At 75.4% G+C, this 26,740-nt stretch carries 28 protein-coding genes; 12 read left to right on the top strand and 16 right to left on the bottom strand.

Going from position 1 to position 26,740, the window contains the following annotated elements; genetic code table 11:
* Nucleotide 1: 1 nt before the first annotated feature.
* Together ABZ573_RS12130 and ABZ573_RS12125 are read left to right on the top strand one after the other, a co-directional pair.
* On the top strand, nucleotides 2–952 hold the full coding sequence (locus tag ABZ573_RS12130) for a diacylglycerol kinase family protein (protein WP_327029499.1): 951 nt from the start codon (nucleotides 2–4) through the stop codon (nucleotides 950–952).
* Between the two features lie 451 nt (nucleotides 953–1,403).
* On the top strand, nucleotides 1,404–1,661 hold the full coding sequence (locus tag ABZ573_RS12125; RefSeq protein ID WP_007072794.1) for a WhiB family transcriptional regulator: 258 nt from the start codon (nucleotides 1,404–1,406) through the stop codon (nucleotides 1,659–1,661).
* Between the two features lie 89 nt (nucleotides 1,662–1,750).
* Here the strand turns inward: ABZ573_RS12125 and ABZ573_RS12120 are convergent, their stop codons facing one another.
* From ABZ573_RS12120 to ABZ573_RS12105, 4 genes are all read right to left on the bottom strand, one after another.
* The gene (locus tag ABZ573_RS12120; protein WP_358117887.1) at nucleotides 1,751–2,512 is read right to left on the bottom strand and encodes a CbiX/SirB N-terminal domain-containing protein; all 762 of its coding nucleotides are present in this window, start codon (nucleotides 2,510–2,512) and stop codon (nucleotides 1,751–1,753) included.
* A gap of 77 nt (nucleotides 2,513–2,589) precedes the next feature.
* Nucleotides 2,590–3,375, bottom strand: coding sequence for a phosphoadenylyl-sulfate reductase (locus ABZ573_RS12115; RefSeq protein ID WP_358117767.1), 786 nt, complete (start codon nucleotides 3,373–3,375; stop codon nucleotides 2,590–2,592).
* The gene (locus ABZ573_RS12110) at nucleotides 3,372–3,530 is read right to left on the bottom strand and encodes an IS1 family transposase (RefSeq protein ID WP_121399684.1); all 159 of its coding nucleotides are present in this window, start codon (nucleotides 3,528–3,530) and stop codon (nucleotides 3,372–3,374) included. Before ABZ573_RS12110 ends, ABZ573_RS12115 begins: the two co-directional genes overlap by 4 nt.
* A 70-nt stretch (nucleotides 3,531–3,600) precedes the next feature.
* Entirely contained in the window at nucleotides 3,601–5,316 is a 1,716-nt protein-coding gene (locus tag ABZ573_RS12105; protein ID WP_358117764.1) for a nitrite/sulfite reductase, read from the bottom strand.
* 431 nt (nucleotides 5,317–5,747) lie between these two features.
* Here ABZ573_RS12105 and ABZ573_RS12100 point away from each other — a divergent pair, with 431 nt between their 5' ends.
* Nucleotides 5,748–7,172, top strand: coding sequence for a glycosyltransferase family 39 protein (locus ABZ573_RS12100; protein WP_358117884.1), 1,425 nt, complete (start codon nucleotides 5,748–5,750; stop codon nucleotides 7,170–7,172).
* A gap of 145 nt (nucleotides 7,173–7,317) precedes the next feature.
* Here ABZ573_RS12100 and ABZ573_RS12095 read toward each other — a convergent pair whose 3' ends face one another.
* Nucleotides 7,318–8,925: a histidine kinase N-terminal domain-containing protein gene (locus ABZ573_RS12095; protein ID WP_358117761.1), complete on the bottom strand. Its 1,608-nt coding sequence runs from the start codon at nucleotides 8,923–8,925 to the stop codon at nucleotides 7,318–7,320.
* Nucleotides 8,926–8,950: 25 nt separating this feature from the next.
* Nucleotides 8,951–9,982 carry an SIS domain-containing protein gene (locus ABZ573_RS12090; RefSeq protein WP_132231368.1) on the bottom strand — a complete coding sequence of 344 codons (1,032 nt, stop codon included), beginning with the start codon at nucleotides 9,980–9,982 and terminating at the stop codon, nucleotides 8,951–8,953.
* A gap of 185 nt (nucleotides 9,983–10,167) precedes the next feature.
* Between ABZ573_RS12090 and ABZ573_RS12085 the strand changes: the two genes are divergently transcribed.
* Nucleotides 10,168–11,979: a tetratricopeptide repeat protein gene (locus tag ABZ573_RS12085; protein WP_358117758.1), complete on the top strand. Its 1,812-nt coding sequence runs from the start codon at nucleotides 10,168–10,170 to the stop codon at nucleotides 11,977–11,979.
* Between the two features lie 18 nt (nucleotides 11,980–11,997).
* Here ABZ573_RS12085 and ABZ573_RS12080 read toward each other — a convergent pair whose 3' ends face one another.
* Both ABZ573_RS12080 and ABZ573_RS12075 read right to left on the bottom strand, forming a co-directional pair.
* Entirely contained in the window at nucleotides 11,998–12,507 is a 510-nt protein-coding gene (locus tag ABZ573_RS12080; RefSeq protein WP_358117754.1) for a GNAT family N-acetyltransferase, read from the bottom strand.
* A complete protein-coding gene (locus ABZ573_RS12075; protein ID WP_088973021.1) occupies nucleotides 12,504–12,719 on the bottom strand; it encodes a biotin/lipoyl-binding carrier protein in 216 nt (71 codons plus the stop codon). Before ABZ573_RS12075 ends, ABZ573_RS12080 begins: the two co-directional genes overlap by 4 nt.
* Nucleotides 12,720–12,939: 220 nt before the next feature.
* Here ABZ573_RS12075 and ABZ573_RS12070 point away from each other — a divergent pair, with 220 nt between their 5' ends.
* Nucleotides 12,940–13,071 (top strand): hypothetical protein, encoded by a 132-nt coding sequence (locus ABZ573_RS12070; protein ID WP_255421071.1) that lies wholly within the window; start codon nucleotides 12,940–12,942, stop codon nucleotides 13,069–13,071.
* Nucleotides 13,072–13,209: 138 nt separating this feature from the next.
* Here ABZ573_RS12070 and rsrA read toward each other — a convergent pair whose 3' ends face one another.
* The 5 genes from rsrA to ABZ573_RS12045 all read right to left on the bottom strand — a co-directional run bounded on the left by rsrA (nucleotide 13,210) and on the right by ABZ573_RS12045 (nucleotide 16,578).
* Nucleotides 13,210–13,497 (bottom strand): mycothiol system anti-sigma-R factor, encoded by a 288-nt coding sequence (gene rsrA, locus ABZ573_RS12065; protein WP_151457066.1) that lies wholly within the window; start codon nucleotides 13,495–13,497, stop codon nucleotides 13,210–13,212.
* 1 nt (nucleotide 13,498) lies between these two features.
* A complete protein-coding gene (locus ABZ573_RS12060) occupies nucleotides 13,499–14,338 on the bottom strand; it encodes a sigma-70 family RNA polymerase sigma factor (protein ID WP_151457065.1) in 840 nt (279 codons plus the stop codon).
* A 247-nt stretch (nucleotides 14,339–14,585) separates the two neighbouring features.
* The gene (locus tag ABZ573_RS12055; protein ID WP_358117749.1) at nucleotides 14,586–15,200 is read right to left on the bottom strand and encodes an alpha/beta family hydrolase; all 615 of its coding nucleotides are present in this window, start codon (nucleotides 15,198–15,200) and stop codon (nucleotides 14,586–14,588) included.
* Between the two features lie 83 nt (nucleotides 15,201–15,283).
* A complete protein-coding gene (locus ABZ573_RS12050; protein WP_121399693.1) occupies nucleotides 15,284–15,676 on the bottom strand; it encodes a WhiB family transcriptional regulator in 393 nt (130 codons plus the stop codon).
* Nucleotides 15,677–15,870: 194 nt separating this feature from the next.
* The gene (locus tag ABZ573_RS12045) at nucleotides 15,871–16,578 is read right to left on the bottom strand and encodes an SOS response-associated peptidase (protein ID WP_358117744.1); all 708 of its coding nucleotides are present in this window, start codon (nucleotides 16,576–16,578) and stop codon (nucleotides 15,871–15,873) included.
* A 102-nt stretch (nucleotides 16,579–16,680) separates the two neighbouring features.
* On the opposite strand from ABZ573_RS12045, the gene aroA reads away from it, so the two are divergent.
* Genes aroA through ABZ573_RS12025 form a run of 4 tightly spaced genes read left to right on the top strand, consistent with a single transcriptional unit; the run spans nucleotide 16,681 to nucleotide 20,857 of the window.
* Nucleotides 16,681–17,982, top strand: a complete 1,302-nt coding sequence (gene aroA / locus ABZ573_RS12040; protein WP_151455368.1) for a 3-phosphoshikimate 1-carboxyvinyltransferase — start codon at nucleotides 16,681–16,683, stop codon at nucleotides 17,980–17,982.
* Complete coding sequence (rsgA, locus tag ABZ573_RS12035) at nucleotides 17,952–19,091, top strand: ribosome small subunit-dependent GTPase A (protein WP_358117741.1); 1,140 nt, start codon at nucleotides 17,952–17,954, stop codon at nucleotides 19,089–19,091. Before aroA ends, rsgA begins: the two co-directional genes overlap by 31 nt.
* Before the next feature lie 24 nt (nucleotides 19,092–19,115).
* The gene (hisN, locus tag ABZ573_RS12030) at nucleotides 19,116–19,934 is read left to right on the top strand and encodes a histidinol-phosphatase (RefSeq protein WP_151455367.1); all 819 of its coding nucleotides are present in this window, start codon (nucleotides 19,116–19,118) and stop codon (nucleotides 19,932–19,934) included.
* Between the two features lie 26 nt (nucleotides 19,935–19,960).
* Nucleotides 19,961–20,857 (top strand): hypothetical protein, encoded by an 897-nt coding sequence (locus ABZ573_RS12025; protein ID WP_151455366.1) that lies wholly within the window; start codon nucleotides 19,961–19,963, stop codon nucleotides 20,855–20,857.
* Between the two features lie 58 nt (nucleotides 20,858–20,915).
* On the opposite strand, the gene ABZ573_RS12020 is transcribed toward ABZ573_RS12025, so the two are convergent.
* Nucleotides 20,916–22,118, bottom strand: a complete 1,203-nt coding sequence (locus ABZ573_RS12020; protein ID WP_358117880.1) for a glycosyltransferase — start codon at nucleotides 22,116–22,118, stop codon at nucleotides 20,916–20,918.
* 216 nt (nucleotides 22,119–22,334) lie between these two features.
* Between ABZ573_RS12020 and ABZ573_RS12015 the strand changes: the two genes are divergently transcribed.
* From ABZ573_RS12015 to ABZ573_RS12005, 3 genes are all read left to right on the top strand, one after another.
* A complete protein-coding gene (locus ABZ573_RS12015; RefSeq protein WP_151455364.1) occupies nucleotides 22,335–23,333 on the top strand; it encodes an SDR family oxidoreductase in 999 nt (332 codons plus the stop codon).
* An 86-nt stretch (nucleotides 23,334–23,419) separates the two neighbouring features.
* Nucleotides 23,420–24,148: an ATP-binding protein gene (locus tag ABZ573_RS12010; protein ID WP_225852277.1), complete on the top strand. Its 729-nt coding sequence runs from the start codon at nucleotides 23,420–23,422 to the stop codon at nucleotides 24,146–24,148.
* Nucleotides 24,149–24,253: 105 nt separating this feature from the next.
* Nucleotides 24,254–24,826: a DUF5709 domain-containing protein gene (locus ABZ573_RS12005; protein ID WP_151455362.1), complete on the top strand. Its 573-nt coding sequence runs from the start codon at nucleotides 24,254–24,256 to the stop codon at nucleotides 24,824–24,826.
* A 54-nt stretch (nucleotides 24,827–24,880) separates the two neighbouring features.
* Here the strand turns inward: ABZ573_RS12005 and ABZ573_RS12000 are convergent, their stop codons facing one another.
* Both ABZ573_RS12000 and ABZ573_RS11995 read right to left on the bottom strand, forming a co-directional pair.
* Entirely contained in the window at nucleotides 24,881–25,543 is a 663-nt protein-coding gene (locus tag ABZ573_RS12000; RefSeq protein ID WP_358117877.1) for a response regulator transcription factor, read from the bottom strand.
* Between the two features lie 14 nt (nucleotides 25,544–25,557).
* Entirely contained in the window at nucleotides 25,558–26,688 is a 1,131-nt protein-coding gene (locus tag ABZ573_RS11995; protein WP_151455361.1) for a DUF5931 domain-containing protein, read from the bottom strand.
* Nucleotides 26,689–26,740 lie beyond the last annotated feature (52 nt).

Below are 26,740 nucleotides of genomic sequence, written 5' to 3'. Positions count from 1 at the left end.
CATGCGGGCCGTCCTGGTGGTCAATCCGAAGGCCACCACCACCAGCGAGCGCAGCCGGGACGTCCTGGTCCGGGCACTGCGCAGCGAAGTCGACCTCTCCGTGCGCTACACCCGGCGACGGGGCCACGCGACCGACCTGGCGCGCGAGGCGGCCGAGGAGGGCGTCGACGTCGTCGTCACGCTCGGTGGCGACGGCACGGTCAACGAGGTCGTCAACGGCCTGATGGCGGCGCAGCCGCCGACCATACCCGCCAGCACCACGCCGGCCGAGCGGCTGCCCGCCCTGGCGACCGTGCCGGGGGGCTCGACCAACGTCTTCGCGCGGGCGCTGGGCCTGCCCCGGGACTGGCCGGACGGGACCAGCATGATCCTGGAGGGCCTGCGGCTGGGCCGCTACCGGACGATCGGGCTCGGCCGGGCCGACGACCGCTACTTCACCTTCTGCGCGGGCTTCGGCCTCGACGCGGCCGTCATCCACCGGGTGGAGCAGGCCCGCCGGCGGGGCCGGGTCTCGACGCCCTCGCTCTACTTCCGGTCCACCGCGGCCCAGTACTTCCTCAACTCCGACCGTCGCCATCCGGCGATCAGCCTGGAGCGCCCGGACGAGCTGGCGGAGGGCGAGCTGGCGACGGTCATCATCCAGAACACCGCGCCGTGGACGTACCTGGGCGACCGCGAGGTCAACCCGAACCCGGAGGCGTCGTTCGATCTGGGCCTGGACGTGCTCGCCCTGCGGCAGCTCCGGGTGGCCAGCACGACACGCACGGTGACGCAGTTCTTCTCCCGGACCCCAGATCCGCATGGCCGCCAGGTGCTGCGGCTGCACGATGTAGCGGAGTTCACCCTGGTCTCGGCCCGTCCGCAGGCGTTCCAGCTCGACGGCGACTACCTTGGCGAGCGGGAAAAAGTCAGATTCACATCCATTCCCGCTGCACTGAGAGTAATCTGCTAGGTCTCGGGTACTGCCCTAGGTCGACGCGGCCGCGACACCGGACCGATGCGACGGCCGCCACACCGAGGGGCTGTGCCGGAAATGTCAGCAATGTCACGCGGACTGTACTATATTGATCCTCGACAGTGGTACGCCGGGTAACCAGGAAGGCGCTGGAATCCGGACAAAGGGGTTGTGGGCTTGCTCACCGCCCGGAGTTTTTCCGAGCGTCACCCTTGACATCCCGGGCGTTCGTGAAAGTATTCACAAGCGAACTTGAGTTACCGGGACATTGTTTGGATAGGCTCGTCAGGTTGAGCTGTTCCAGCAGGTCCGCAGGGCCGACACAGCCTGCTCACGCACTGCCGAATAGGCGTACGCGAACCGTCACCATTCGGCGCTGCGGATGCATATAGGAAAAGCAACAGAAAGCAATCTCTGCCACCCACCCAGAATGAGGAGTGTTGCCGCCATGGACTGGCGTCACCATGCTGTCTGCCGCGACGAGGACCCGGAACTGTTCTTCCCGATCGGGACGTCCGGGCCGGCTCTCCTGCAGGTCGAGCAGGCCAAGGCCGTCTGCCGGCGCTGCTCCGTGACCGACCAGTGCCTGCAGTGGGCGCTGGAGTCCGGTCAGGACGCTGGCGTCTGGGGCGGGATGAGCGAGGAGGAGCGGCGGGCTGTCAAGCGCCGCGGTGGCCTCCGGGTGCTGCGCGCTCACTCCGCCTGATCCCCCACGCACCAGTCAGTACGCCCCGGCCGGGTACGCCCGCCGGGGCGTGCTGCTGTCCGAGCCTGTATTCGTGATCCGGATTCCGATCACGACCCGGCCGTGATCCCGGCCAACCGGCTCGCCGCGTCCACGCGCCGCAGGACCAGATCGGCCAGCTCCGGCGCGTCGGTCAGCGGGGCGGACACCGCCACCGCACCGGCGCCCCGCGCCGCCGTGGCGACGGCGTCGTGGAACAGGCCCGGAGCCAGGAAGTACGCCGACACCGCCACCCGCCCGGCGCCCCGCGCCCGCAGCCGCGCCACCGCCGCCGCGACGGCCGGCGGGGCCGCCGAGGCGTACGACACGCGGGTGGGCACGCCGAGACCGGCGCGCAGCGCGGCGGCCACCCGGCCCACCGACCCGCGCGCCCGGGCGTCCCTGGTGCCGGCCGCGGCCAGCACCAGCCCGTCGAAGCGCCCCGCCCCCGCCTCACCCAACCGCCGGTGCAGGCCCGCCAGCAGACCGGCGTCCACCGCCCCGTCGGCCGGGCCGAGCACGTCGGTCACCCGTACCGCGATCGGTGGCCCCGCCTCCCGGGCGGCCGCGACCGCCGCCGGGACGTCCACCCGCCGGTGGTACGCCGCCGTGAGCAGCAGCGGCACCAGCACGGCCCGGGGGTGCCCGGCGGCGGCCAGGTTCCGCAGCACGGTCGCCGGTCCCGGCTCGGTGTGGTCCAACCAGCTCGCCAGCACCGGCGTGCCCGGCCGGGCGGCCGACACGGCCCGGGCCAGCGCCCGGGTCGCCTCGGCGGCCCTCGGGTCCCGGCTGCCGTGGGCGACCAGGACCACCGGGTCGGCCACCTCCGACAGCCCGACCGGCCGCCACGACCCGGGCGCCCCTGACGGCCCGGGCGCCCCCGACGCGGGAGAGCCCGGGACCGGCCCGGTCAGACGTGCAGGCCGCACTCGGTCTTCTCGAACATCGCCCAGCGGCCGGCCCGGGGGTCCTCCCCCGCCTTCGTGCGGCGGGTGCAGGGCCAGCAGCCGATCGAGCCGTAGCCCTGCTTGAACAGCTCGTTGACCGGCACGTTCCAGCGGGCGACGTAGGCGTCCACGTCGGCCTGCCGCCAGGCCGCGATCGGGTTGACCTTGACCTTGCCCCGGCGCGCGTCGAAGGTCACCACCGGCGTGTTCGCCCTGGTCGGCGACTCGTCCCGGCGGAGCCCGGCGGCCCAGGCGTCGTAGCCGGCGAGCGCCCGCTCCAGCGGCTCCACCTTGCGCAGCTGGCAGCAGTCGTCCGGAGCCTTGTTGAACAGGCGCGGGCCGTACTGGCCGTCCTGCTGGCCCACGGTCAGGCGCGGCCGGATCGAGCGCACGTTCACCGGCAGCGTCCGGACCACCTCGTCGCGGACCCGGAGCGTCTCCGGAAAGTGCAGTCCGGTGTCGAGGAAGACCACGTCCACCCCCGGGGCGACCCGGGAGACCAGATGGGCCAGCACGGCGTCGGCCATCGAGCTGGTGACGCAGAACCGGGCACCGAAGGTCTCGGCCGCCCAGCGCGCGATCTCCAGCGCCGGCGCGCCCTCCAGGTCCCGGCCGGCCGCCTCGGCCAGCGCGCGCAGCTCGTCGGGGCCGCGCCGGGCCGCGTCGGCCGGAGCCGGGGCGCCCAGGCCGACCAGGCCCAGGCCCGTCGCCGAGACGAGACCGGGCCGGTCGCCCGTGCCCCCGCTCACCGGGCCACCGCCCGGCCGAGCAGGCCGGTGAACTTCACCGTGAACACCCGGGCGCACGCGTGGCACTCCCAGGCGCCGTGGCCGGCCTCACTCGGCCGCAGGTCCTCCTCGCCGCAGTACGGGCAGTACAACGGCGCGGAACGGGTCTCGCTCATCGCGTCACCTCGCTTCGCTCGGCACCGCGACGAGGCCCCACGGCACCGCTGGTTCGCTCGCTTCGATCGCTCATCGGAGTTCCTCCTCGTCGACCCTGATCACCCAGTTGGCGAACGTCTCGCCCGTCTCCCGGCCGGCCAGGTAGCGCCGGGCCAGCCGCTCCACGTACGCCGGAAGCTCCTCGGCGGTGGTCTTCAGACCGCGCAGCTTGCGGCCGAACCCGGCCGTCTGTCCCTCGGCCATGCCGAGCCCGCCGCCGAGGTGGACCTGGAAGCCCTCCACCTGGCGGCCGTCCGGGCCGACGACGAGCTGGCCCTTGAGGCCGATGTCGGCGACCTGGGTGCGGGCGCAGGCGTTGGGGCAGCCGTTGAGGTGGATGGAGATGTCGGCGTCGAAGTCGCGCAGCCGCTCCTCCAGCCGGGCCACCAGCTCCTCGCCGCGCGCCTTGGTCTCGACGATGGCCAGCTTGCAGTACTCGATGCCGGTGCAGGCCATCGTGCCGCGCCGCCAGGCCGACGGCTGCGCCTCCAGGCCGATCCCGCGCAGCTCGCGCATTAGCGAGTCGGTCCGCTCCGGCGCCACGTCCAGCACCAGCAGCTTCTGGTACGGGGTGAGCCGCACCCGCCCGCTGCCGTGCGCCTCGACCACGTCGGCCAGGCGGGCGAGCTGCCCGCCGGATACCCGGCCCACCACCGGGGCAGCCCCGACGTAGTTGCGCCCGTCGCGCTGCGGGTGCACCCCGATGTGGTCCACCGGCCTGTCGGGCAGCTGCGGGGCCGGGCCGTCGAGCAACGCCCGGCCCAGGTACTCCTTCTCCAGCACCTCGCGGAACTTCTCCACGCCCCAGTCGGCGACCAGGAACTTCAGCCGGGCGCGGTTGCGCAACCGGCGGTAGCCGTAGTCGCGGAAGATGCCGACCACGCCCGCCCAGACGTCCGGCACCTCCTCCAACGACACCCAGACGCCGAGCCGCTTGGCCAGCATCGGGTTCGTGGACAGGCCGCCGCCGACCCAGACGTCGAAGCCCGGCCCGTGGTCCGGGTGGTCCACCCCGAGGAAGGAGATGTCGTTCGCCTCGTACGGGGTGTCGACCAGCCAGGAGATGGAGGTCTTGAACTTGCGCGGCAGGTTGGAGTACGCCTTGTCGCCCACGTAGCGGCGGACGATCTCGTCGACCGCCGGCGTCGGGTCGAGCAGTTCGTCGCGGGCCACCCCGGCGACCGGGCTGCCCAGCACCACCCGGGGGCAGTCGCCGCACGCCTCGGTGGTCTGCAGGCCGACGGACTCCAGGCGGCGCCAGATCTCCGGCATGTCCTCGACCCGGATCCAGTGGTACTGGATGTTCTGCCGGTCGGTGATGTCGGCGGTGTCCCGGGCGAACTCGCGGGAGATGTCCGCGACCACCCGCAGCTGTGCCAGGCTCAGCTCGCCCCCGTCCACCCGGACCCGGAGCATGAAGAACTCGTCCTCCAGCTCGTGCGGCTCCAGCACGGCCGTACGGCCGCCGTCGATGCCCGCCTTGCGCTGGGTGTAGAGGCCCCACCAGCGGAAGCGGCCACGGAGGTCCTGCGGATCGATCGAGGCGAACCCCTGGTGGGCGTAGATGTTCTCGATCCGGGCCCGTACGTTCAGCGGGTCGTCGTCCTTCTTGATCCGCTCGTTGGGGTTGAGCGGCTCGCGGTGACCGAGCGCCCACTGACCTTCACCTCGGGGCCGGCGGGGAGTCCGGGCCGGTCGGGGGGACGTCGGGTCCCCGGCCCGGGCCGGGATGCTGCTGACCGCCATGGCGGCGTCCTCCGTTGTCTGCGGTGCCTCGGGAACACGCAAGGCGCGCGGCCGACCCGTCGGAACGGGCTGGCGACAACGGTGTCGGAACAGCCGGCGCGCGGCGCGCCCGAGACAGAGTGATCGGGCGTCGTCAGTGGGCCGGACAGATCGCGCTGCGCACGCGGCCGTAGTCGACGTGGCGACGAGCCACGAAGCGGCGGACGACAGCGGCGGTCATGGAGGTCATGCTGCCACACCCGACGGGGGCCGGCCAACGAGTGCGTGCGGGATCCCACATCACGGGCCACACGTCGCGGGCGCGCCGAGACCGCTGACGCCGCGCCCGATCGGCGGATCGGCGCACCGGACGGCCGGACTGTGTGACGCTGCGGTATGTGACCGGTTCCGCTGACCCGCCCGGCGACCGCGTCCCGCCGGTGCGCGAGGCGGTGAGCGGGCCGGATCGCACGGGCCGGCTGATCTGGATCGGGCCGAGCCTGGCCACGCTGGCCGTGGTACTGACCGGGATCGACCACGCGCAGCCGTGGCGCGACGAGCTGGCCACCTGGAGTGCGGCGAGCCGGTCCCCCGGGGACCTGGTCCGGCTAGCCGGCACCATCGACGCCGCCACCAGCCCCTACTACCTGTTCATGCACGCCTGGGTGGCCGTCTTCGGCGACTCGGTGACCGCGCTGCGGCTGCCCGCCGCCCTGGCCATGGCCGCTACGGCCGGGCTGACCGCGTTCCTCGGGCAGCGCCTGCTCGGCGCCCGGGCCGGGCTGCTCGCCGGGCTGCTCCTCGCGGTGCTCCCGGGCACCTCGCGGTACGGCCAGGAGGCCCGCCCGTACGCGCTGGCCACCTTCCTGGCGGTGCTGGCGACTCTGCTGCTGGTCGAGGCGACGGCCCGACCCCGGTGGACGCGCTGGGCCGGGTACGCCGTCGCCGTGGCCGCGCTCGGGCTCACCCACCTGGTCGCGCTCACCCTGCTCGCCGCGCACGCGGTGGCGGTGCTCGCCACCCGCCGTACGGGGCCGCCGAACCGCCCGCTGCGCTGGGCGCTCACCCTGCTGCCCACCGTGCTGCTGCTGACCCCGCTGGTGCTGCTCGCCAGGGAACAGCGCTCCCGGCAGCTCGGCTGGGTGGATGCCGTCCGCCCCGACGACCTGGCCGCGCTCGCGGGCGGGGTGGCGCAGAGCGGGGTGGTGGGCGGGGTCCTGGTGGGCCTCGCGGCGCTCGGCGCGGCGCGCCTGGGCCGGCGCGCCCTGCTGCCCGGGCTCGCCGTGCTGCTGCCCGTGCTGCTGCTCTTCGCCGCGGGGCTGGTCGTACCGCTCTGGGTGCCCCGGTACCTCGTCTTCGTGGTGCCCTTCGCCTGCCTGCTCGCGGGCGCGGCGCTGGCGACGGTGCCGCTGCCGCCCGCGCTGGCCGTCGTCGCCCTGGCCGGGCTGCTCGGGCTGCCCGACCAGGCGGCGCTACGGCGTACCCACGAGTGGCCGCGCAGCGCGACGGTGGACTACCGGGGCGCGGCCCGGATCGTCGCCGACGGCCAGCGGCCGGGCGACGCGGTCGTCTACTCCCCCCGGCAGAGCTGGCTCTTCCTCGACCTGGGTCTCGCGTACCACCTGGGCGACCGTCGGCCCCGCGACGTGCTGGTGACGCAGGACCAGGCCCGCAGGGGGGACCTGTGGGCCGCCGAGTGCACCCGGCCGGCCGAGTGCCTGGCCGGCGCGGAACGGGTCTGGCTGGTCGTGGCCGGCCGTCGCGACGATCCGCTGGCCACCGTCACCGGCGCCAAGGGCGACGCGCTGCGCGCCGGCTACACCGTCGAGCGGGTCTGGCCGCGCCCGGGACTCACCGTCGCCCTGCTGACCCGCTGACCCACCCACCCCACCCCGCCCCGGCTCCGGCGACCGGCTTGATCGGTCGACGGGGAGCCGGGGTCGTGGGGCCTCCGGGGCCGGTTTCCAATCAACTGATCATGGCCGCCCCGGCACCCCCGGCCCTCGCGCCGGGGTGGGTGGGTCAGCCGGCGGGACGGCCCTCGGGGGCGTTGCGCACCAGCGGGACGACGAGCGTCGCCTCGGTGCCGCCCTTCGCGCCGTCGCGCAGCTCGATGGTGCCGCGCAGCTCGCCGGTGACCAGCGCGCGGACGATCTGCAAGCCGAGGTTGCCGCTCCGCTCGGCGTCGAAGTCGGGCGGCAGCCCACGCCCGTTGTCGGTGACCGAGACGTGCAGCATCTTCCGGAACCGGTGCGCCGACAGCACCACCTCCGGCTCGACCGGACCAGCCGCCTCCGCCACGGGCGCCCCCGGGGCTGGCGCGGCCGGGGCGGGGGTGCCGGGACCGGTCGGGACGACGGGCGTCTCGGCGGCCGGCGGGAAGCCGTGCTCGACGGCGTTGAGCAGCAACTCGTTGAGCACCATCACCAGCGACGTGGCGACCTCGGCGGGCAGCACGCCGAAGCTGCCCTCGCGGCGCATGCCGACCGTGGCCTCCGTCGCGGCCACCTCCGTGGCGGCGCTGGCCACCCGGTCGACGATGCCGTCGAACTCGACCGCCTCGTCGCTGGACATGGAGAGGGTCTCGTGCACCAGCGCGATGGAGGCGACCCGGCGTACCGACTCCTCCAGGGCGACCCGGGCCTCCGGCATGGACACCCGGCGGGCCTGAAGCCGCAGCAGCGCGGCGACGGTCTGGAGGTTGTTCTTCACCCGGTGGTGGATCTCCCGGATGGTGGCGTCCTTGGTGATCAGGGCGCGGTCGCGGCGGCGTACCTCGGTGATGTCGCGGACCAGCACCAGCGCGCCGATCGGCACCCCGGCGGGCATCAGCGGCAGCGCCCGGGTGAGCATCGTCGCGCCCCGCGCGTCGATCTCCCGGCGGGGCGGCGCCTCGCCGCGCAGCGCCGCGAGGATGCCGTTCGCCGCGTCCGTGCCCTCCAGCGGGTCGCTCGCCAGCCGGCGGTGCAGCGCCGCCAGGTCCTCGCCCACCAGGTGGGAGGCGTAGCCCAGCCGCCGGTACGCCGACTGCGCGTTCGGGCTCGCGTAGGTGACCTTGCCGCCGGCGTCGAGCCGGACCAGCCCGTCGCCGACGCGCGGGGCCGACGTGGTCTCCCCGGGATGGCGCGGCGGCGGGAAGGTCCCGTCGGCGATCATCTGGGCCAGGTCGTCGGCGGTGGTGAGGTAGTTCAGCTCCAGCTGGCTCGGGGTGCGCGCGGTGGAGAGGTTGGTGTCCCGCCCCACCACGGCGATCACCTCGCCGGCCTCGCCGTCGGTGGTGCGCAACCGGACCGGGATCGCCTCGTGCCGGGCCGGCACGTCGCCGTACCAGACCGGGTCGCCCTCCCGCCAGATCCGGCCCTGCCGGTGGGCCACCTCCAGGTGGGCCACCTCGGGCCCGCCGACGATCCGCCCCACCTGGTCGTCCAGGTACGCGGTGGGCGCGGTCGTCGGCCGGACCTGGGCGACGCAGAGGAACGCGCCGTCACCGTCCACGGGCACCCAGAGCAGCAGGTCGGCGAAGGACAGATCGGACAGCAACTGCCAGTCGCCGGCGATCCGGTGCAGGTGGTCGATGTCGGCCGGGCGGAGGCGGGTGTGCTCCTCGGCGAGGTTGCGCAGCGTGGACACGTCGACCAGCGTGCCACGACGGGCGTCACATCGTCGCGGTGACCTTCTTCAGCCCGCGCGGCGCGTCCGGGTCCTCGCCCCGGGCGAGCGCCAGCGCCAGCGCCAGGCGCTGCAACGGCAGGATGTCCAGCAGCGGCGCGTACCGCTCGTCGACCTCGGGGACGGCCATCCGGGTGGCGCCCTCGACGTCGGCGGAGCCGACCACCACCACGTCGGCGCGGCGCTCGCCGAGGCGGGGCAGCACCTCGCCCATCGACCGGCCGCCCGGCCCGGAGCCGACCACGGCGAGCACCGGCACGTCCGGGTCGGTCATGGCGAGGGGGCCGTGCAGCAGGTCGGCGCCGGAGAACGCGAGCGCCGGCAGGTACGAGGTCTCCATCAGCTTCAGCGCGGCCTCGCGGGCGGTCGGGTACGCGTACCCCCGGCCGGTGGTGACCAGCTGGCCGGCGAACCGGTAGCGGGGCGCGAGCTGGGTGGGGGTGGTGTCCTCCAGGGTGCGCGCGGCCAGCTCGGGCAGGGCGGCGAGCGCCTCGCGTTCGTCGGCGGGCAGCGCGCCGTCGCCGGCCCGGACGCCCTCGACGAGCATCAGCAGGGCGAGCAGCTCGGCGGTGTAGGTCTTGGTGGCGGCCACCGCGCGCTCGTGCCCGGCGGCGATGTCGACGCTGAGCTCGGCGACGCCGGCCAGCCGGGAGTCGGGCGCGTTGGTGACCGCGAGGGTCAGCGCGCCGGAGGCGCGGGCGGTGCGCAGCACCTCGGCGAGGTCGGGCGAGCCGCCGCTCTGGCTGACGCCGACGACCAGCGCGTCGGAGAGGTCCGGCTTCGCGCCGTAGAGGGTGACGACGCTGGGCGAGGCGAGGCCGGCGGGCAGGCCGAGCCGGATCTCGGTCAGGTACGCCCCGTAGAGGGCCGCGTGGTCGGAGGTGCCCCGGGCGGTGAAGACCACGTGCCGCGGGCGGCGCTCCGCGATGACCGCCGCCACCCGGGCGATCGCCCCGGCGTGCTCGGCGGAGAGCAGCCGCTCGTAGCCCGCCGGCTGCTCGTCGATGTCGGCCGCCATGCCGGCCCCTGCACGCGTCACGGAAACTCCTCCCACTGCGCGATTGCCGCGCGTTTCCTGCTCAGTCTTGCACGTTTGAGCTGGCCTGAGCAATCGAACGAACAGTAGTGCGCAGATGATCACCATCTCGGCGCAACATCACCTAGGCTTGCCCGGCCCCAACGACCGACGAGCGAGAGGACGACGTGCCCGAGGACGACCGGTCGCTGTCCGCGGCGGAGGAACTTGCCCTGGCCCGTCTGGCCATGGACGACAACGACCTGGCGCACGCCGCCGGTCACGTCGCCGCCGCGCTGGCCCAGGCCCCGACCCTGCCCGAGGTGCACGAGACCCTCGCCCGGCTCGCCGCCACCGACGGCGCGGGCGGCGTCGACCTCTTCCCGCTCCAGGGCCACGCCTTCGTCGGGGCCGTCGTGGCCCGCGCGCACCTGCTCGCCGCCGCCGGCCGGCCCGCCGAAGGGCTGGACCTGCTGGTCGCGGCGACCAGCCACGCGCCGGGGACGGACTGGGCCGGGGTGCCGTGGGTGACCACCCCGGAACTCGCCGAGCGCCTCGAACCGGACCGGGCCGCCCGGATCCTGATGCAGGTCTGCGCCGCCGTGCCCGACCCGGTGCCCCGGGCCGGCCGGACCGCCCTGGCCCCCTACCTGGCGCTGGCCCGCAACGCGGTCACCGTCCACCCCGAGCACGGCCTGCTGCTCGGCGCGGCGTCCGCGCTGGCCAGGCGCGTCGGCGAGGTCGACCTGGCGATCCGTTGGGCCGCCCGGGGCGTACGCGCGGAGCCGTCGAAGATCGGCGAGGTGTGGCTCGGGTACGCGTACCGCAGCGCCGGGCGCACCCGGGAGGCGCTGGCGGCACTCGGCCGCGCCGTCGCGCACGACCCCGGCGACCTCACCGTCTACGCCGACATCGCCGGCACGCTCGCCGACAACGGGCGGCTCGACGAGGCGCTCGACTGGATAGACCGGGCGCTGGCCCGGGACCCCTCCTTCGAGTGCGCCGTGCACACCGCGCACCGGCTGCGGCACCAGCGCGACGGCGACGTGGCGCACCTGGTCGCGCTCGCCGACTTCGTCCGGGACCATCCCGACGACACGCACGAGCACGGCGACCTGGCCGAGAGCTGCCGGAGCCGGCCCTGGCTCGGGCAGGTCACCCCGGCGACCGGGCCCGTGGTGGACGCGCTGCGTCAGGCCGTCACCGACGAGCGCGTCGGCCTCGGCGCCGTACGGCTGGACCAGCCCCCGCCGCCCAGCGCGCTGCGTGCCGCCGCGACGGCCGCGCCCGGGCTGCGGATCGAGGTGGCCGGCGTGCCCGACCCGGACCCGCGCGAGCCCCGGCGGGCGACCACCCGGCAGCTCTGGCGGCCCGACGGGACGACGGTCGTGCCCGCCGTGCCGGCGCCCTCGCCGGAGGCGGCGGCGCGGCTGCGGCAGCTCGCCCACCCGGCGTGGCCACACCCGCCGGCGGCGTACGACGCGGCGGTGGGCCTGGCCACCCTGGAACTGGACGACCTGCTCGGCCTGCTGGCGCACCCGCCGGAGGCGCCGCCGACCGCGTTGGGCCGGGTACTCGGGCAGGACCCCTCGCTCTGGGTGCGCTGCGTCCAGGTGTGGGCGTGTCTGGGCCTGCTGCACCACCGCACCGACGAGCCGTGGGCGGAGTCGACCCGGCGCCGGGTGCTGCTGGACCTGGTCTGGGGGGTCGAGGACTGGGTCACCGAGGCGGCCCTGTTCGCCCTGGTCACCGCCGCCTGGGTCGACCCTGAGGTGCGCGCCGACGTGGCCCGGGTGGTGACCGAGCGGCTGGCCGACGTGGCAGCGGTCGCCCGGACCCGCCCGACGCCGATCGCGCCGTCGCTGGCGCACCTGGCCCTGGCCAGCCCGGCCCTGGATCCGGAGACGGCGGCCCTGGCCACCGCGCTGACGGCCACCGCGCCGGTCCCCCGGCCGCGTTCCCGCCTGCGCCGCCTCTGGGGGCTCCTCAGGCGCCGGTGAGCCGTCGCCGCCGGTGGCTCACGCGCCGGTCAGCTCCAGCCGCAGGCCGAGCAGGTGCACCCCGTCCACGGGCACCCAGTCCAGCTCCGGCACCCGCACGAAGCCGCGTCGCCGGTAGAGCCGCTGGGCGGAGGCGGCGAAGCCGTCGCGGACGCAGATGACGACGGCGGCACAGCCCAGCTCGGTCGCCCGCGACACGCAGGCCTCGACCAGCGCCGCGCCGACGCCCCGCCCCTGCGCGGCCGGGTCCACCGCCAGCATCCGGAACTCCGCCTCACCCGCCCGGGACAGCTCGGCGTAGCGGGTGCCGGGCAGGACGAGGGTCACCGAGCCGAGCAGCTCGCCGGTGGCGTCGTCGACGGCGACGAGCACCTCGCCGTCCCGGGCCCGGGACGCCACGTCGGCGAGTACGGCGGCGTAGCCGTGCTCGTTCTTCAGCTGGCCGTCCGCCTCGTACGCGGCCACCGTCAGCCGGGCCACCGCCGCGAAGTCGGCCGGCCCGGCCCGGCGTACCGAGAGGCCGGTCAATCGATCACCGCGATCAGGTCACCGTCCTGCACGACGTCGCCCTCGTTGACCGCGAGCTGCTTGACGACACCGTCGGACTCGGCGACGACCGGGATCTCCATCTTCATCGACTCCAGGATCACCAGGGTGTCCCCCTCGGACACGGTGTCCCCTGCCGACGCGACGACCTTCCAGACGTTCGCCACCATCTCGGCGCGGATCTCCTCGGCCATCTTCGGGCCCTCCCTCTCGCGGTTGCCTGCCGACGTATCCAATCATGCGGGCGACCTCCGGCGGGCGTGGAGCGGCGCGGGCCGGGTCGATGATCGACTCAGGGGCGGTCCGCCGGCGGGTCGTGCGGCGTGGCGCGGCGTCGGCGGCCCCGGCGGACGACGGCGGGTGCCGGCCGCACTAGCATCAGCGGGTCGGACCCGGCGCCGGGAGGACCGGTGCGTGCACCGGCGCCGAGATCGTGCGCAGGCGGGATCCGACCATCACGAGGAGGTCACCATGGCGAAGAAGGCCCGCAAGAAGAAGGCCCGCAAGAAGAGCGGCGCGAACCACGGCAAGCGCCCCAACTCCTGACCGGCGGGCCGGGCCCCACGGCCCGGCGTCGACCAGTCGGCGCGGACGCCGGTGGCCCGGGTCGTCACGACCCGGGCCACCGGCGTCCGCTGTCTCCGGGGGCACCGACCTCGGTCGGCTGCCGCGCCCGGCCCGACCTCAGTCGGCAAGCTCCTTCGACTCGGTGGTCTCGAAGACGACCAGCTCGGTGAGGCGCAGCCGCAGCCGCTCCCGCAGCTGGTCGGGCGCGGTCTCGTTGCCGCAGCAGCGGGCCACCAGCGCCCGCACCTCCTGCTCGATGCCGTACTCGCGCAGGCACGGGCCGCACTCGTCGAGGTGGTGCCGGATCAGCGTGCGCCGCTCCTCGGCGCACTCCAGATCCAGGTAGAGGTAGACCTCCGCGATGACCTCGCGGCAATCCGTCTCGTGCGGATCTCCACAGCTCATGTCAGACCTCCCGGCCGGCGGAAGCGGTCGAGCCCTTCTTCGACGCCGCGGCGCTGAAGCCCCGCTCTGCGGCGTACTGTTCGAGCAGCTTGCGCAGGTTACGCCGGCCCCGGTGCAGACGCGACATGACCGTGCCGATCGGCGTGCCCATGATGTCGGCGACCTCCTTGTAGGAGAAGCCCTCGACGTCGGTGAGGTAGACGGCCAGGCGGAACTCCTCCGGCAACTGCTGGAGGGCCTCCTTGACGTCGCTGTCCGGCAGCCGGTCCAGCGCCTCGGTCTCGGCCGAACGCAGCCCGCTGGAGGTGTGCGACTCGGCCTCGGCGAGCTGCCAGTCGGTGATCTCGTCGGTCGGCGCCTGGATGGGCTGGCGCTGCCGCTTGCGGTAGGAGTTGATGTAGGTGTTGGTCAGGATCCGGTAGAGCCAGGCCTTCAGGTTCGTGCCCTGCTCGAACTGGTGGAAGGCGGCGTACGCCTTCAGGTAGGTCTCCTGGACCAGGTCCTCGGCATCCGCCGGGTTGCGGGTCATCCGCAGCCCGGCAGCGTAGAGCTGATCGACGAAGGGCATCGCGTCCCGCTCGAAGCGGGCCCTGCGCTCGTCCGTCTTCTCGGTCGTCAACCGCACATCCCCTCGCGTCGGATGCTTTCCCGCCGAGGATACGCGTACGGACGTGCCCGCAGATTCACTTCCGGCGGGTGTGCTCGTACTCACCGTGTGCGTGCTCACCGCGGCCGGGCCGACCGGCGGCACCACCGCGGGCCAGTCCGGGCCGCCCAGCAGCCGTCGCAACTGCCGCGCTCCCCGCTCGTCCCGTTCCCGGACCCGCGTCTCGGTCGGCACCGGTCTCCCCCCTCGCCAGAAATGTCGTCCCGGGGGGTGCAACGCCCCCGACGGGGCGGGGCATTCCGCTCACCTCCCCCGTTCCTGGTCCCGGCGCCGGCGGAGGCCGACGCTGGGACCAGGAAGGGCCTGGGAGGACCGGCGCCGCCCGCCCGAACCGGGCGTCCGGCGCCATCCGATGCAACGACCCGCCGCGGCAGGCGGACACGGCCCGCCGGAGCGCCCGGCGATGCGGCGGGGGCGGCGTTCAGCCTCGCGCCCAGCCCTGCCCGCGCAGCCAGTCGCGCACCACGGCGGCCGTGCCGGCCGGGTCCCCCCGCAGGTCGTGCCGCTCCCCCGGGCGGGTCACCACGTGCACCCCCGGCCCCGGCTCCGGCACCCCGAACGGGTCACGGTCGCCGTTGACCACGAGGGTCGGCAGGCCGGTCGCCAGCTCCGCCGCCCGCGACCGCTCCGGGCGGCCGGGCGGATGCAGCGGGAACGCGAGCGCGACGACCCCGGCGGCGCCCACCGCGGGCGCGGTGCGGCACGCCACCCGCGCGCCGCTGGACCGGCCGCCCACCAGCAGCGGTACGCCGGGATGCCGCTGCCGCAGCACGGCGAGCACGGCGGTCCACGCCTCGTCGAGGTGCCCCGCCGGTGCCGGCGCACGGCGTCCGGCGACGCGGTACGGCTGGGTCACCCGGGCCACCACCAGACCGGCGTCGACCGCCGCGTCCCGGAGCGCACGCAGGTCGGGAGCGTCGACGTCGCCGCCCGCGCCGTGCCCGAGCACCAGCAGGGCGCTCGGCGCACCCGCCGGCAGGTCGGTGTCGACCCGGGCGGGCCCGCGCGGGGTGGGTACGTCGTCGTCCTCGGGCATCGGCCCATTCTGCGGTGTCCGGGGCACGACGGGCAGCCGGCCCGCCGAGGTGGCGGGCCGGCTGCGACCGGTTCAGTCGACGGTCAGCTCAGCGGCACCAGGGTGAGCAGCCGGTCCCGGACCGGCGGACCCGCCTCGCGGGCGGCGTCCGGATCCGGTTGCACCTCGTCGCGCCAGGCGACCAGCATCGCCCGCCGTTCGCGCGGGGTGGTACCGCCCCAGACGCCGTGGCAGTCACCCACGTCCAGCGCCCAGGCCAGGCAGGATCCCTGCACGTCACAGCTGCGGCAGAGCGCGACGGCCGCGTCGGCCGGCTCGTTCGGCGCCGGAAAGAACGTTTCCGGGTCGACGTTCTGGCAGGTTCCCCTGGTGCGCCACGCCTCGTCCTGTCGCCGCTCCCGCAACGCCCGCAACAGCCGCGGATCCCGTCGTGCGGTGGCCACCTCGTGCGGCCGGGGCATACGTGCCCGTGTCATCCACCCACCTCCCCCGTGGGACCGGCAAGATCGGTGTGCGTCGTCCGCCCCGTGCGAGTCGCGCCCACTACCGGCGCTGTGTTGTATCGCACTTCCGGACACCGGGACAAGACTTCACGGCGAATATGGGTGAACGTCGGGGCGACGATTCGCCCGCAACTCTGGCAAATCACGCCCGACAATGTGTCGGACTGTCAGAAGAGCGTCATTTCCTCCGGCGCGGCGGCCCGGGCGAGCGGCACCCTCTCGGTCAACTGCGGCCCGTCGTTACGCACGTCGCCCACCGCCGTGCCCACCGGGCGGATCTCCAGCGCCGCGAGCCAGTCGGGCGGGGGCGGCGCGAGCAGGCCCTCCGGCTCGTCGGTCGACAGCCACGCCCCCCAGCGGTCGCGGGGCAGCAGCAGCGGCATCCGGTCGTGCACCTCGGCCAACTCGCCCAACGCGGCGGTGGTGAGCACGCTGAAGGTCAGCAGCGGGCCGCCGGAGCCGTCCCAGACCGACCAGATGCCGGCGAAGGCGAGCACCGAGCCGTCCGACGGGGTCATGTAGTAGGGCTGCTTGCGCCCGTCGGCCGCGCGGCCCCACTCGTACCAGCCGTCGGCGGGGACGAGGCAGCGGCGGCGGGCGAAGGCCCCGGCGTACGCCCGGCTGGTGGCGACCGTCTCGGCGCGGGCGTTGATCATGCGGGCGGCGCCCGCGGGCGACCTGGACCAGGACGGCACCAGGCCCCAGCGGCCGACCGACAGCGCGCGGTGGCCCTCCGGGCTGACCCGCACCAGCGGCACCGGATCGGTGGGCGCGACGTTGTGGTCGGGGCCTACCCCGTCGCCGGTCTCGTCCTGGGACTCGAACAGCGCGCTCAGGTCGCCCGCGCTCCGGGTCGTCGCGTACCTCCCGCACATGCCGCACACGCTAACCCGCCGCGCGCCGCCCGGCTGTCCCGCTGACCGGGAGGACGCGTGCCGGCCGGCGCCACCCGCCGTCGGACGCGGCAGAATGTAACCGTGGGGAACCTGATCGCGACCCGGCCGCCGCAGCCGTGGACCGCTCCGACCGCCTCCGACCCGGTCGCGGCGACGCTGCGCCTGCCCGGGTCCAAGTCGATGACCGCGCGCGCCCTGGTGCTGAGCGCGCTGGCCGGCGGACCGTCGACCCTGGCCGGGCCGCTGCGCGCGCGGGACACCGAGCTGATGGCCGCCGGGCTGCGCGCGATGGGCGCGCACATGTCGATCAGCGACGACGAGCGCTGGCTGGTCCGCCCCCACCCGCTGGTCGGCCCCGCGCACGTCGACGTCGGCCTGGCCGGCACCGTGATGCGCTTCGTCCCGCCCGTGGCGGGCCTGGCCGACGGGCGGATCACCTTCGACGGCGACCCGCAGGCGCGCACCCGGCCCCTCGGCCCGCTGATCGGGGCGCTGCGCTCCCTCGGCGCGCGCGTGGACGCGCCCGCCACCGGCAGCCTGCCGCTGACCGTGCTCGGCGCCGGGCGGGTGGCCGGCGGCGAGGTGGTGATCGACGCGTCCGCCTCCAGCCAGCTGGTCTCCGGGCTGCTGCTGGCCGCGCCGCGCTTCGACCGGGGCGTGGTGGTCCGGCACGTGGGCCCGCCGGTGCCCTCCGCGCCGCACCTGCGGATGACGGTGCAGATGCTCCGGGCCGCCGGCGCGGCGGTCGACGACGGCACCCCCGACGTGTGGGTGGTCGAGCCGGGCCCGCTGACGGGGCGCGGCTGGGAGATCGAGCCGGATCTCTCGGGTGCCGTGCCGTTCTTCGCCGCCGCCCTGGTCACCGGCGGCGAGGTGACCCTCCAGGGCTGGCCGCGCAGCAGCGCCCAGCCCGTCGAGCAGCTCCGCTCGCTGCTCCAGCGGATGGGCGGCGAGGTGACCCTCTCCACCGACGGGCTGACGGTCCGGGGCACCGGCGCGGTGCACGGCATCGAGGCCGACCTCTCCGACGTCAGCGAGCTGACCCCGGCGCTCACCGCGCTGGCCATGCTCGCCGACTCGCCGTCGGTGTTCACCGGCGTCGGCCACATCCGCGGCCACGAGACCGACCGGCTGACCGCGCTGGCGCGGGAGTTCGCCGCCCTGGGCGCCGACATCACTGAGTCCCCCGACGGGCTCGAGATCCGGCCCCGGCCGCTGCACGGCGGGGTGTTCGAGACCTACCACGACCACCGGATGGCGCACGCCGCCGCCGTGGCCGGCCTGGCCGTCCCCGGCATCGAGTTGAGCGACGTGGCATGCACCTCGAAGACCATGCCCGAGTTTCCGGCACTATGGTCGGCGTTGGTGACCGGCAAGAGCTGACACGACGGGGGCGGGTCCTGGCGACCAGACGGCGGGAGTACGACGAGGACGACGTCCGGGTGCGGCCCGGCAAGTCGTCGCGCCCGCGTACCCGCACCCGACCCCGGCACTCCGACGCGGTGGACGGCTTCGTGATCGCCGTCGACCGGGGCCGCTACACGTGCGTGCCGCCCGACGCCGAGCCGGACGCGCCCCTGGTCACCGCGATGCGGGCCCGGGAGCTGGGGCGCAAGTCGGTGGTGGTCGGCGACCGCGTCGGCCTGGTCGGGGACACCTCCGGCGCGGCCGGGGCGCTGGCCCGGATCGTCCGGATCGCCGAACGGACGTCGGTGCTGCGGCGCACCGCCGACGACGACGAGACCACCGCCGAGGGACGCCTGGAACGGGTGGTCGTCGCCAACGCCGACCAGCTGGTCATCGTGAGCGCGCTGGCCGACCCGCCGCCGCGCACCGGCTTCATCGACCGGTGCCTGGTGGCCGCGTACGACGCCGGCATCGAGCCGCTGCTCTGCCTCACCAAGGCCGACCTCGCCGGCCCCGAGGCGGTGCTCGACTACTACGCCGAGCTGGAGCTGCCGTACGTGCTGATCCGCCCGGACTCCGACCTCGACGCCCTGCGCGACCTGCTCGCCGGGCGGATCTCGGTCATGGTCGGGCACTCCGGGGTGGGCAAGTCGACGCTGGTCAACCGCCTCGTGCCGGACGCCGCCCGGGCGGTCGGCACGGTCAGCGCGATCGGCCGGGGCCGGCACACCTCCACGAGCGCGGTGGCGCTGCGACTGCCCCGGGACCCGGCGCACGGCGGGAACGCCCCCGCCGGCTGGATCGTCGACACCCCGGGGGTACGCAGCTTCGGGCTCGCGCACGTCTCCGCCGACAGCCTGCTGCACGGCTTCCCCGACCTGGTCGAGGGGACGGTCGACTGCCCCGCCAACTGCCCGCACACGCCGGACGAGACCGCCTGCGGGCTGGACGCCTGGATCGCCGCCGGCAAGGCCGACGCGCGGCGGCTGGCCTCGTACCGCCGGCTGCTGGCCTCCCGGTCGGGCGAGGGCGACGCGCGCGAACCCGACCAGCGGAATCCCGGCGACCCGCTCGCGGGGTCCTGACCCGGTCGCCGCTACCGTTTGGGCATGCCCGGGTACGCCGACGACCTCGCCCTCGCCCACCTGCTCGCCGACGCCGCCGACGCCGTCTCCACGGCCCGGTTCCGCGCGCTCGACCTGCGGGTCGAGGCGAAACCCGACCTGACCCCGGTCTCCGACGCGGACACCGCGGTGGAGCGGGAGATCCGGGCGCTGCTGGCCGTGCACCGGCCGGCCGACGGTCTGCTGGGCGAGGAGTACGGCGAGGAGCCCGCCAGCGGCCCGGACGGTCGCCGCTGGGTGGTCGACCCGATCGACGGCACGAAGAACTTCATCCGGGGCGTGCCCGTGTGGGCCACCCTGATCGCGCTGCTGGAGGGGGACCGCCCGGTCGCCGGACTGGTCTCCGCGCCGGCGCTCGGCCGCCGCTGGTGGGGCGCGCTCGGCGAGGGCGCGTACGCGGGGCCGGACGCCGCCGGTGGCACGCCGATCCGGGTCTCCGCGGTACGGGACCTCGCGGACGCGAGCTTCTGCTACTCGTCGCTGACGGGGTGGGAGTCCGCCGGGCGGCTGGACGCGATGCTCCAGCTCATGCGGGACACCTGGCGCAGCCGGGCGTACGGCGACTTCTACGGCTACATGCTGCTGGCCGAGGGCGCGCTGGACGTGATGGTGGAGCCGGAGCTGTCGCTGTGGGACGTCGCCGCGCTCGTGCCGATCGTCACCGAGGCGGGCGGGACGTTCACCGACCTGGCCGGCCGGCCCGCCCCCTCCGGCGACGCCGGCACCGAGAGCAGCGCCGTTGCCAGCAACGGCGCGCTGCACGCCGACATCCTCGCCCGGCTGGGTCGGCCAACCGAGCACTGACCTCCGACAGCCTCTATCCTCGCCAGGTGGTCTCCTCCGGTTGGTGCTTCCTCGCGGCCATGATCGTCGCGTACGGCGTCGCCAACCTGCTCCAGTCGGTGGCCGCCGCCCGCACCACCGTGCACCACTCCTTCGACCCGGGACTGCTGCTGCGGCTGGCGGGGCACCGCACGTACCTGGTCGGGCTCGGCTGCCAGGTCGCCGGGTTCGTGCTGGCCCTGCTCGCCCGCCGGGACCTGCCGCTGTTCCTGGTCCAGTCCAGCGTCGCCGCCGGGCTCGGGGTCACCGCCCTGCTCGGCGTGCTGGTGCTGAAGTGGCGGCTGCCGGCCGCCGAGGTGGCCCTGCTGGTGCTGCTGTTCGCCGGCATCACCGCGCTGGTGCTCTCCGCCGAGCCCGCGCCGGCCAAGCCGCTCGGCACCGCCGGCCTGATCGCCCTGGCGGTGGCGCTCGGCGTGATCGCCGTGATCGGCTTCTTCGCCGTACGCCTGCACGGGGCGCCCGGCTCGGTGGCGCTCGGCGCGCTGGCCGGGCTGGCGTTCTCCGCCGCCGCGGTGGCCGCCCGGCCCCTCGCCTCCGCCCCGACGCCGGAGGCGTTCGTCCAGGATCCGCTGCTCTACCTGCTGATCGTCCACTCGGTCGTCGGCCAGCTGCTGCTCGGCCTGGCCATGCAACGCGGCTCGACCACGGCCGCCGTGGCGGCGATGGACGCCGCCGGGGCGGTGCCCGCCGCGATCGTCGGCCTGCTCCTGCTCAACGACAAGATCTGGCCCGGGCGGGAGTGGCTCGCCGCGGTCGGGTTCCTGGTCACCCTCGCGGCGGTCATCGGTCTCACCCGGTACGCCGAACCCCAGCACCACCACGCGGTGGCCGGGGAACGCGACCGGCGCATGGTGGGCGTCGGAGCGCCCGGTCGCCCCCTCTGAACCGGGCGCGCGGGGGCGGCCGGCCCGGGTCAGGCCGCCTCGGACCGCCGGCCCCGGGTCAGGCCGCCTCGACCGGCTTGCGGCGGCTCACCACCCGCTCGTAGAGGCGCTCCAGCGCGCCCGCCGTCCGCTCCCAGGTGTAGCTGCACCGCACCCGGTCGACGGCGGCGTGCCCGTACGCGAACCGCCCGGCGTTGTCGGCGAGCAGCCGGCGCAGCGTCACGCCCAGCGCGCGGACGTCGCCCGGCGGCACCAACCGGCCGGTGACCTCGTCGACCACGGCGTCGGCGATCCCGCCCATCGAGTAGCCGACGACCGGCACCCCGCAGGCCATCGCCTCCAGCGACACCCGGCCGGCGGACGAGTAGTGCGGGGTGCAGGCGACCACGTCCGCCGAGCGGTACCAGGTGGCCATCTGTTCGTGCGGCACCGCGCCCACCAGCTTCACCTGGTCGGCCACCCCGCTGCGCTCGGCCAGCTCGCGCAGCCGCCGGGCCTCGGCGTGGTTGGCGAGCTGCCCGACGGGCGGGCCGCCGGCGATCACCAGCTCGGCGTCGCCGACCAGTCGCATGGCCCGGATCAGGTCCTCCTGGCCGTGCCCGGCCGAGAGCCCGCCGACGGAGAGGATCCGGGCCCGCTGGTCGCGGGGCGCGGCCTCGCCGTCGGGGTGGAACTGCGCGGTGTCGACGCCGGCCGGCACCATCGCCACGGAGGCGCGTTGCAACCCCATCCGGGTCAGCTCGTCGACCTCGTCGTTGCACTGGGCGACCGCGATGTCCACCGCCCGGGTCAGCGCCCGCTCCAGCGGGATCCGCTCCCCCGGCCCGTCGTACTGCCGGCCGAGGTGGCGCAGCTGCTCGACGCCGAGGGAGTGGAACGTCTGCACCACCGGGACGTCCGTCTCGCGGACCGCGTGCGCGGCGGCCAGCCCGCCGACCCAGTAGTGCCCGTGCACCACCTCGGGACGCCAGTCGCCCGTCCACCTCTCGGCCAGCCAGGCGCCGAACGCGGACACGTGCGGCACCAGTTCGGCGGTGGGCAGCGGGGCGGCCGGGCCGATCGGCACCCGCTCCACCCGGTAGCCCTCGACCGTCGCCGTCTCCGGCAGGGCCGGGTCGTCGCGGCGTTCGTACACCCGGACGTCGTGGCCCCGCGCGGCGAGTTCGGCGGCGACCCGGGCGATGTGCTGGTGGGTGCCGACGGTCAGGCCGTCGGTGCCCCTGGCTGGGCCGGCGTGCGCGCAGACGAGGCCGACGCGCATGGGTCACCTCCATGCGATCTTCTCAAGCGGTGGTCCTCGGTCAGAGGGTCCCATTAACCGAACCCCCGGGAGCCGAAACCTGGCAGATCGGGAAGAGCCCGGCGGGTGCTTGCGCGACGGCAACTGTTGCGGGGCGGGCGCCACCCCGACCCGGGGCCGCGAGTATCCGACCGGCGCCGGCCGCATGACCCCTGCCGACGGGGGTACGGGCGAGGAATGCCTCTCACCCGCAGCCTCGCCGACGCCACCGTCGTGCTCACCGGCGCCTCCAGCGGCATCGGTACGGCCACCGCGTACGCCCTCGCCCGGCGCGGCACCGCCGTGGTGCTGGCCGCCCGCAGCGAAGCGGCGCTGGAGGAGGTCGCCGTGCGGTGCCGGGAGCTGGGCGGGCGGGCGCTGGCGGTGCCGACCGACGTGACCGATCCGGCTGCCGTCGAGCGGCTCGCCGCCCGCGCGGTCGCCGAGTTCGGCCGGATCGACGGCTGGATCAACAACGCCGCGGTCGGCGCGGTCGGGCTCTTCGACGAGATCCCCGTGGCGGAGTTCCGCCGGGTGCTGGAGGTCAACCTGCTGGGCGCCGCGTACGGCACCAGGGCCGCCCTGCCCCACCTGAGCGCGGCGGGTGGCGGGGTGCTGGTCAACAACGCCTCCGTGCTGGCCGAGGTGGCGATGCCCTACCAGTCGGCGTACAACGCCACGAAGCACGGCATCCGCGGGCTGGCCGACACGGTCCGCCAGGAGATGCGGGTCACCGGGCGGGGCAACATCTCCATCTGCACGGTGCTGCCGGCCACCATCGACACCCCGTTCTTCCGGCACGCCGCCAACCACAGCGGCCGGGAACTGGTACCGCCGCCTCCGGTCTACCCGCCCGAGGTGGTGGCCGAGACGATCGTCCGGCTGCTGCGCCGCCCGCGGCGCGAGGCGTACGCCGGCGGCGCCGCCCGGCTGATCGGCCTCCAGTGGCGGCTCGCCCCGGCGTTCGCCGAGCGGGTCCTCGGCTGGTACGCGCACCGCACCCAGTTCGGGCCCGCGCCACGGCCGGAGAGCACCGGCAACGTCTTCCACGCCGACGCGGCGGCGCAGCGCGAGGGCGGCTGGCACGGCCGGCGGCGGCACCTGGTGCGGATGACCGCCGCCTTCGGGCTGGCCGCGGCGGGGACGGCCGTCGGGACGGTGGCCGCGATGACCCGCCGCGCGGGAACGAGACGCTGATGCCGGGGGCCGAGCGGTCGGGTGCGCGGTCCGGGCGGACGGTGCACGGTGCGCTGCCTGGCCCGCAAGGCGGGACGGAGCCGATCATGTCCACCGACGCGGGCTGCCGGGTGGAGGCGGACGGGGCGTCCGGCGTGCTCCGGCTGACCGGGACACTCGACCGGTCCGGCGTCGGCGTGGTGCGCGACGGCCTGCTCGCTCAGTTCTGTTGCCGACCCGGCCCGGTCCTCGCCGACCTCACCGCCCTGCGGGTGACCGACCCGGCCGCCCGGGACGTCTTCGCCGAGGTGTGCCGGGAGGTACGCGACTGGCCCGCCGCCGACCTGCTGCTCTGCGATCCGACCGGCGCCGTCGAGGGGGTGCCCGCCTGGCCGACCCTGGCCGGGGCGCTGGCCGGGCTTGCCGCCGCGCCGCTGGCCGCAGTGGCCGAGACCGACCTTCCCCCCGCCGTCGGGGCGGCCCGGCAGGCCCGGCAGCTCGTGACGGAGGGCTGCGGGCGCTGGGACCTGCCCGAGCTGATCGAGCCGGCCGGCATCGCGGTCACCGAGATGGTGAACAACGTGGTCGCCCACGCGCACACCCCGATGACGGTCCGCCTGGCACCCCGGGGCGGCGCGCTGCACCTGGCGGTACGCGACCACTCGCCGCGTCAGCCGGCGTTCACCGGACAGCCGCCGCTGGACACCGCGGGCGGGCGCGGCCTGCTGCTGATCCACACCGTCGCCCGCAGCTGGGGCAGCAGCCGGGTGCCGGACGGCAAGGTCGTCTGGTGCGTGCTGCACGCCGACGACGAGACCACCGCCCACCCCGGCTGAGCGCCGCCCCGATTCCTGCCCCGGCGTCCCCCGACGTGCCCCTTCCGCCCGGATGGCCACGGGCGGCACCGGTTATGCCGGGAGGGCAGTGGGTAGTGATCAGCCATGCGCGACGACGAGTACCCGACCCCCGTGTCCGACCCCGAGGCGGAGGGCCTGCCCGACACCGCCGACGACGACTCGACCGCCAACGACGACGTCCTGACCGGGCGCGAGGCGGACGGTCCGGAGCCCGCCCAGCTGCCGGGCGACCGGACGCCGGTCGCGGTGGACCGGTACGGGAACACCGCCGAGGAGCAGCTCGACGGCGAGTCGCTGGACTACAAGCTCGACCGGGAGCAGCACGAACGCCCGGCCGACGACCCGCTCGCCGGCCCCGTCGACCCGGACATCGCCGCCGAGGCCGACAGCCAGGAGGCGGCGGCGCAGGCCCAGCTCGACGCGGACGTCATCGATCCCGGCCCCACCTCCGACCCGGACTCGCCGGTGTCGCTCTACGACCACGGCAAGCTGGGCAGTGTCAGCGACGGCCAGGTCGGCCGGCTCGTCGAACCGGACGAGGGGGCGCACACCGACCAGGAGACCGACTCGGTGGCGTACGACGCCGGTTCGGCCGGCGGCGGCGCGAGCGCCGAGGAGCTGGCCATCCACGAGACGCGTCCACCGCACTCGGTCTGAACCGGCCCGGAGGGCCGTCGGGGAACCCTTCGGGGGCGGTTCCCCGGCGGCCCCTCAGTCGTCGAGCCCCCGTTCGATCGCGTACCGGGTCAGCTCGACCCGGTTGTGCAGTTGGAGCTTGCCGAGCGTGTTCTGCACGTGGTTCTGCACGGTGCGGTGGGCCAGCCCGAGCCGCTCGGCGATCTGCTTGTAGGACATCCCCTTGGCGACCAGGCGCAGCACCTCGGTCTCCCGGTCGGTCAGGCGGGGCGCCGGGCCGGCACCCCGGGCGTCGCGCCCGCCGGCCTGTCCGGCGCCGTCCGGGTCGGCCGCGAGCCGGCGGTACTCGCCGAGGACCAGCCCGGCCAGGCCGGGCGTGAAGACGGGCTCCCCCGCCGCCGTCCGGCGCACCGCCTCCAGGAACTCCGCCGGGGCGGCCGACTTGACCAGGTAGCCGGTGGCGCCCGCCTTCACCGCGTCGAGCACGCTCTGCTGCTCGCCGCTGGCCGAGAGCATCAGCACCCGCACCTCCGGCAGCACGGCGCGCAGCCCGCGGACCACCTCCACCCCCGAGACGTCCGGCAGTTGCAGGTCGAGGATCACCACGTCCGGCCGGGCGGCGGCGGCCACCCGCAGCGCCTGCCGACCCTCTCCGCTGGCGGCGACGACGACGTGGCCGGCCTCGGTGAGGTCCCGGGCCACCCCCTCCCGCCACATCGGGTGGTCGTCGACCACCATCACCCGTACGCCTGTCACGGTTGTCCCTCCCTCGGAACGGTCAGTTCCAGCTCGGTGCCGGCGCCCGGCGCGGAGGTGATCCGCACCGTGCCCCCGAGGTCCGCGAGGCGGCCCCGGATCGACCGGGCGACGCCGAGCCGGCCCTCGGCGGCGGCCTCCTCCAGCCGGCCGTCCGGGAACCCCGGCCCCTCGTCGCGGATCGACACGGTCACCGTCGCCCCCTCGTCCTCGACGAGCACCCAGGCCCGCCCGTCGGTGTGCCGGGCCACGTTGTCGAGGGCGGCGGCGGTCGCGGCGGCCAGTTCGTGGGCGACCCGCCCGGGCAGGGGCACCGGGGTGGCCGGCGCGGACAGCGAGACCGTCGCCGAGGCGTACCGGCCGAGCAGCCCACGCAGGTCCACCGGCCCGCCGTGGGCGGTGGGCGCGACCGGCGTGGCGCCGCCGATCAGGGCGCGCAGCGCGGCCTCCTGTTCCCCGGCGAGCCGGGCCAACTCCCCTGCCTCGCCGTCCAGGTGGGCGCCGCGCCGCTGCACCAGCGCCAGCACCTGGAGCACGCCGTCGTGGATGTCCCGGGCCAGCCGCTCCCGCTCCCGGGTGGCGGCCTCCAGCTCCACCGCCCGGTGCAGCCGCTCCTCGGCGGTCACCGCCAGCCGGGCGACGTGCCCGACCACCACGCCGGCGAGCAGCAGCAGGATCGTCCCGGTGAGCGACGACTGGCCGATCCGTTCGCGGGTGGCGAGGTCCACCGCGCCGAGCGCCAGCGCGGCGACCGTGCCCCGGCGTCGACCGCCGGAGACCGCCCAGGCCAGCACCGGTCCGGCCAGCCAGGCCACGGTGAGGCTGGGCACGCCGGCGGCGAGCGCCGGCCGCCCGATCACCCACGGGGTGGCCAGCATGATGCCGACGACGACCCCCAGGTCCGCCAGGAGCAGCGGCCAGCCTCGGCGGGCCGGGTGGGCGTAGTTGACGGCGGTCACGCCGGTCCAGGCCGCCATCAGCAGGACCAGGCCGCCGGCCGCGAGCGGATGGGCGTACCGGTCGGCGTCCCGGAGCGCCAGCACGCAGACGTACGCCAGGGAGGCCACCCGGAACACGGCGATGGCGCGCCAGAGCGGGACCTCGAAACCACCGGGCGGCGTCGACACGCCCGTCACGATGCCACAGCCGCCAGGACGGTCCCGTGGGCCGTCGGATGCG

It is taken from the genome of Micromonospora sp. NPDC007220, assembly GCF_040634035.1.
GTDB lineage: Bacteria > Actinomycetota > Actinomycetes > Mycobacteriales > Micromonosporaceae > Micromonospora > Micromonospora reichwaldensis.
Note: the sequence above shows the minus strand (reverse complement) of the source record. Positions and strands in the feature narration are given on the sequence as shown.

Excerpts from the sequence above, each read along its gene's own strand:
- ABZ573_RS12130 (WP_327029499.1), top strand. The coding sequence starts at position 2 with ATGCGGGCCGTCCTGGTGGTCAATCCGAAGGCCACCACCACCAGCGAG.
- ABZ573_RS12125 (WP_007072794.1), top strand. The coding sequence starts at position 1,404 with ATGGACTGGCGTCACCATGCTGTCTGCCGCGACGAGGACCCGGAACTG.
- ABZ573_RS12110 (WP_121399684.1), bottom strand. The coding sequence starts at position 3,530 with ATGAGCGAGACCCGTTCCGCGCCGTTGTACTGCCCGTACTGCGGCGAG.
- ABZ573_RS12105 (WP_358117764.1), bottom strand. The coding sequence starts at position 5,316 with ATGGCGGTCAGCAGCATCCCGGCCCGGGCCGGGGACCCGACGTCCCCC.
- ABZ573_RS12090 (WP_132231368.1), bottom strand. The coding sequence starts at position 9,982 with ATGGCGGCCGACATCGACGAGCAGCCGGCGGGCTACGAGCGGCTGCTC.
- ABZ573_RS12075 (WP_088973021.1), bottom strand. The coding sequence starts at position 12,719 with ATGGCCGAGGAGATCCGCGCCGAGATGGTGGCGAACGTCTGGAAGGTC.
- rsrA (WP_151457066.1), bottom strand. The coding sequence starts at position 13,497 with ATGAGCTGTGGAGATCCGCACGAGACGGATTGCCGCGAGGTCATCGCG.
- ABZ573_RS12055 (WP_358117749.1), bottom strand. The coding sequence starts at position 15,200 with ATGCCCGAGGACGACGACGTACCCACCCCGCGCGGGCCCGCCCGGGTC.
- ABZ573_RS12050 (WP_121399693.1), bottom strand. The coding sequence starts at position 15,676 with ATGACACGGGCACGTATGCCCCGGCCGCACGAGGTGGCCACCGCACGA.
- ABZ573_RS12045 (WP_358117744.1), bottom strand. The coding sequence starts at position 16,578 with ATGTGCGGGAGGTACGCGACGACCCGGAGCGCGGGCGACCTGAGCGCG.
- rsgA (WP_358117741.1), top strand. The coding sequence starts at position 17,952 with ATGGTCGGCGTTGGTGACCGGCAAGAGCTGACACGACGGGGGCGGGTC.
- hisN (WP_151455367.1), top strand. The coding sequence starts at position 19,116 with ATGCCCGGGTACGCCGACGACCTCGCCCTCGCCCACCTGCTCGCCGAC.
- ABZ573_RS12020 (WP_358117880.1), bottom strand. The coding sequence starts at position 22,118 with ATGCGCGTCGGCCTCGTCTGCGCGCACGCCGGCCCAGCCAGGGGCACC.
- ABZ573_RS12015 (WP_151455364.1), top strand. The coding sequence starts at position 22,335 with ATGCCTCTCACCCGCAGCCTCGCCGACGCCACCGTCGTGCTCACCGGC.
- ABZ573_RS12010 (WP_225852277.1), top strand. The coding sequence starts at position 23,420 with ATGTCCACCGACGCGGGCTGCCGGGTGGAGGCGGACGGGGCGTCCGGC.
- ABZ573_RS12005 (WP_151455362.1), top strand. The coding sequence starts at position 24,254 with ATGCGCGACGACGAGTACCCGACCCCCGTGTCCGACCCCGAGGCGGAG.
- ABZ573_RS12000 (WP_358117877.1), bottom strand. The coding sequence starts at position 25,543 with ATGGTGGTCGACGACCACCCGATGTGGCGGGAGGGGGTGGCCCGGGAC.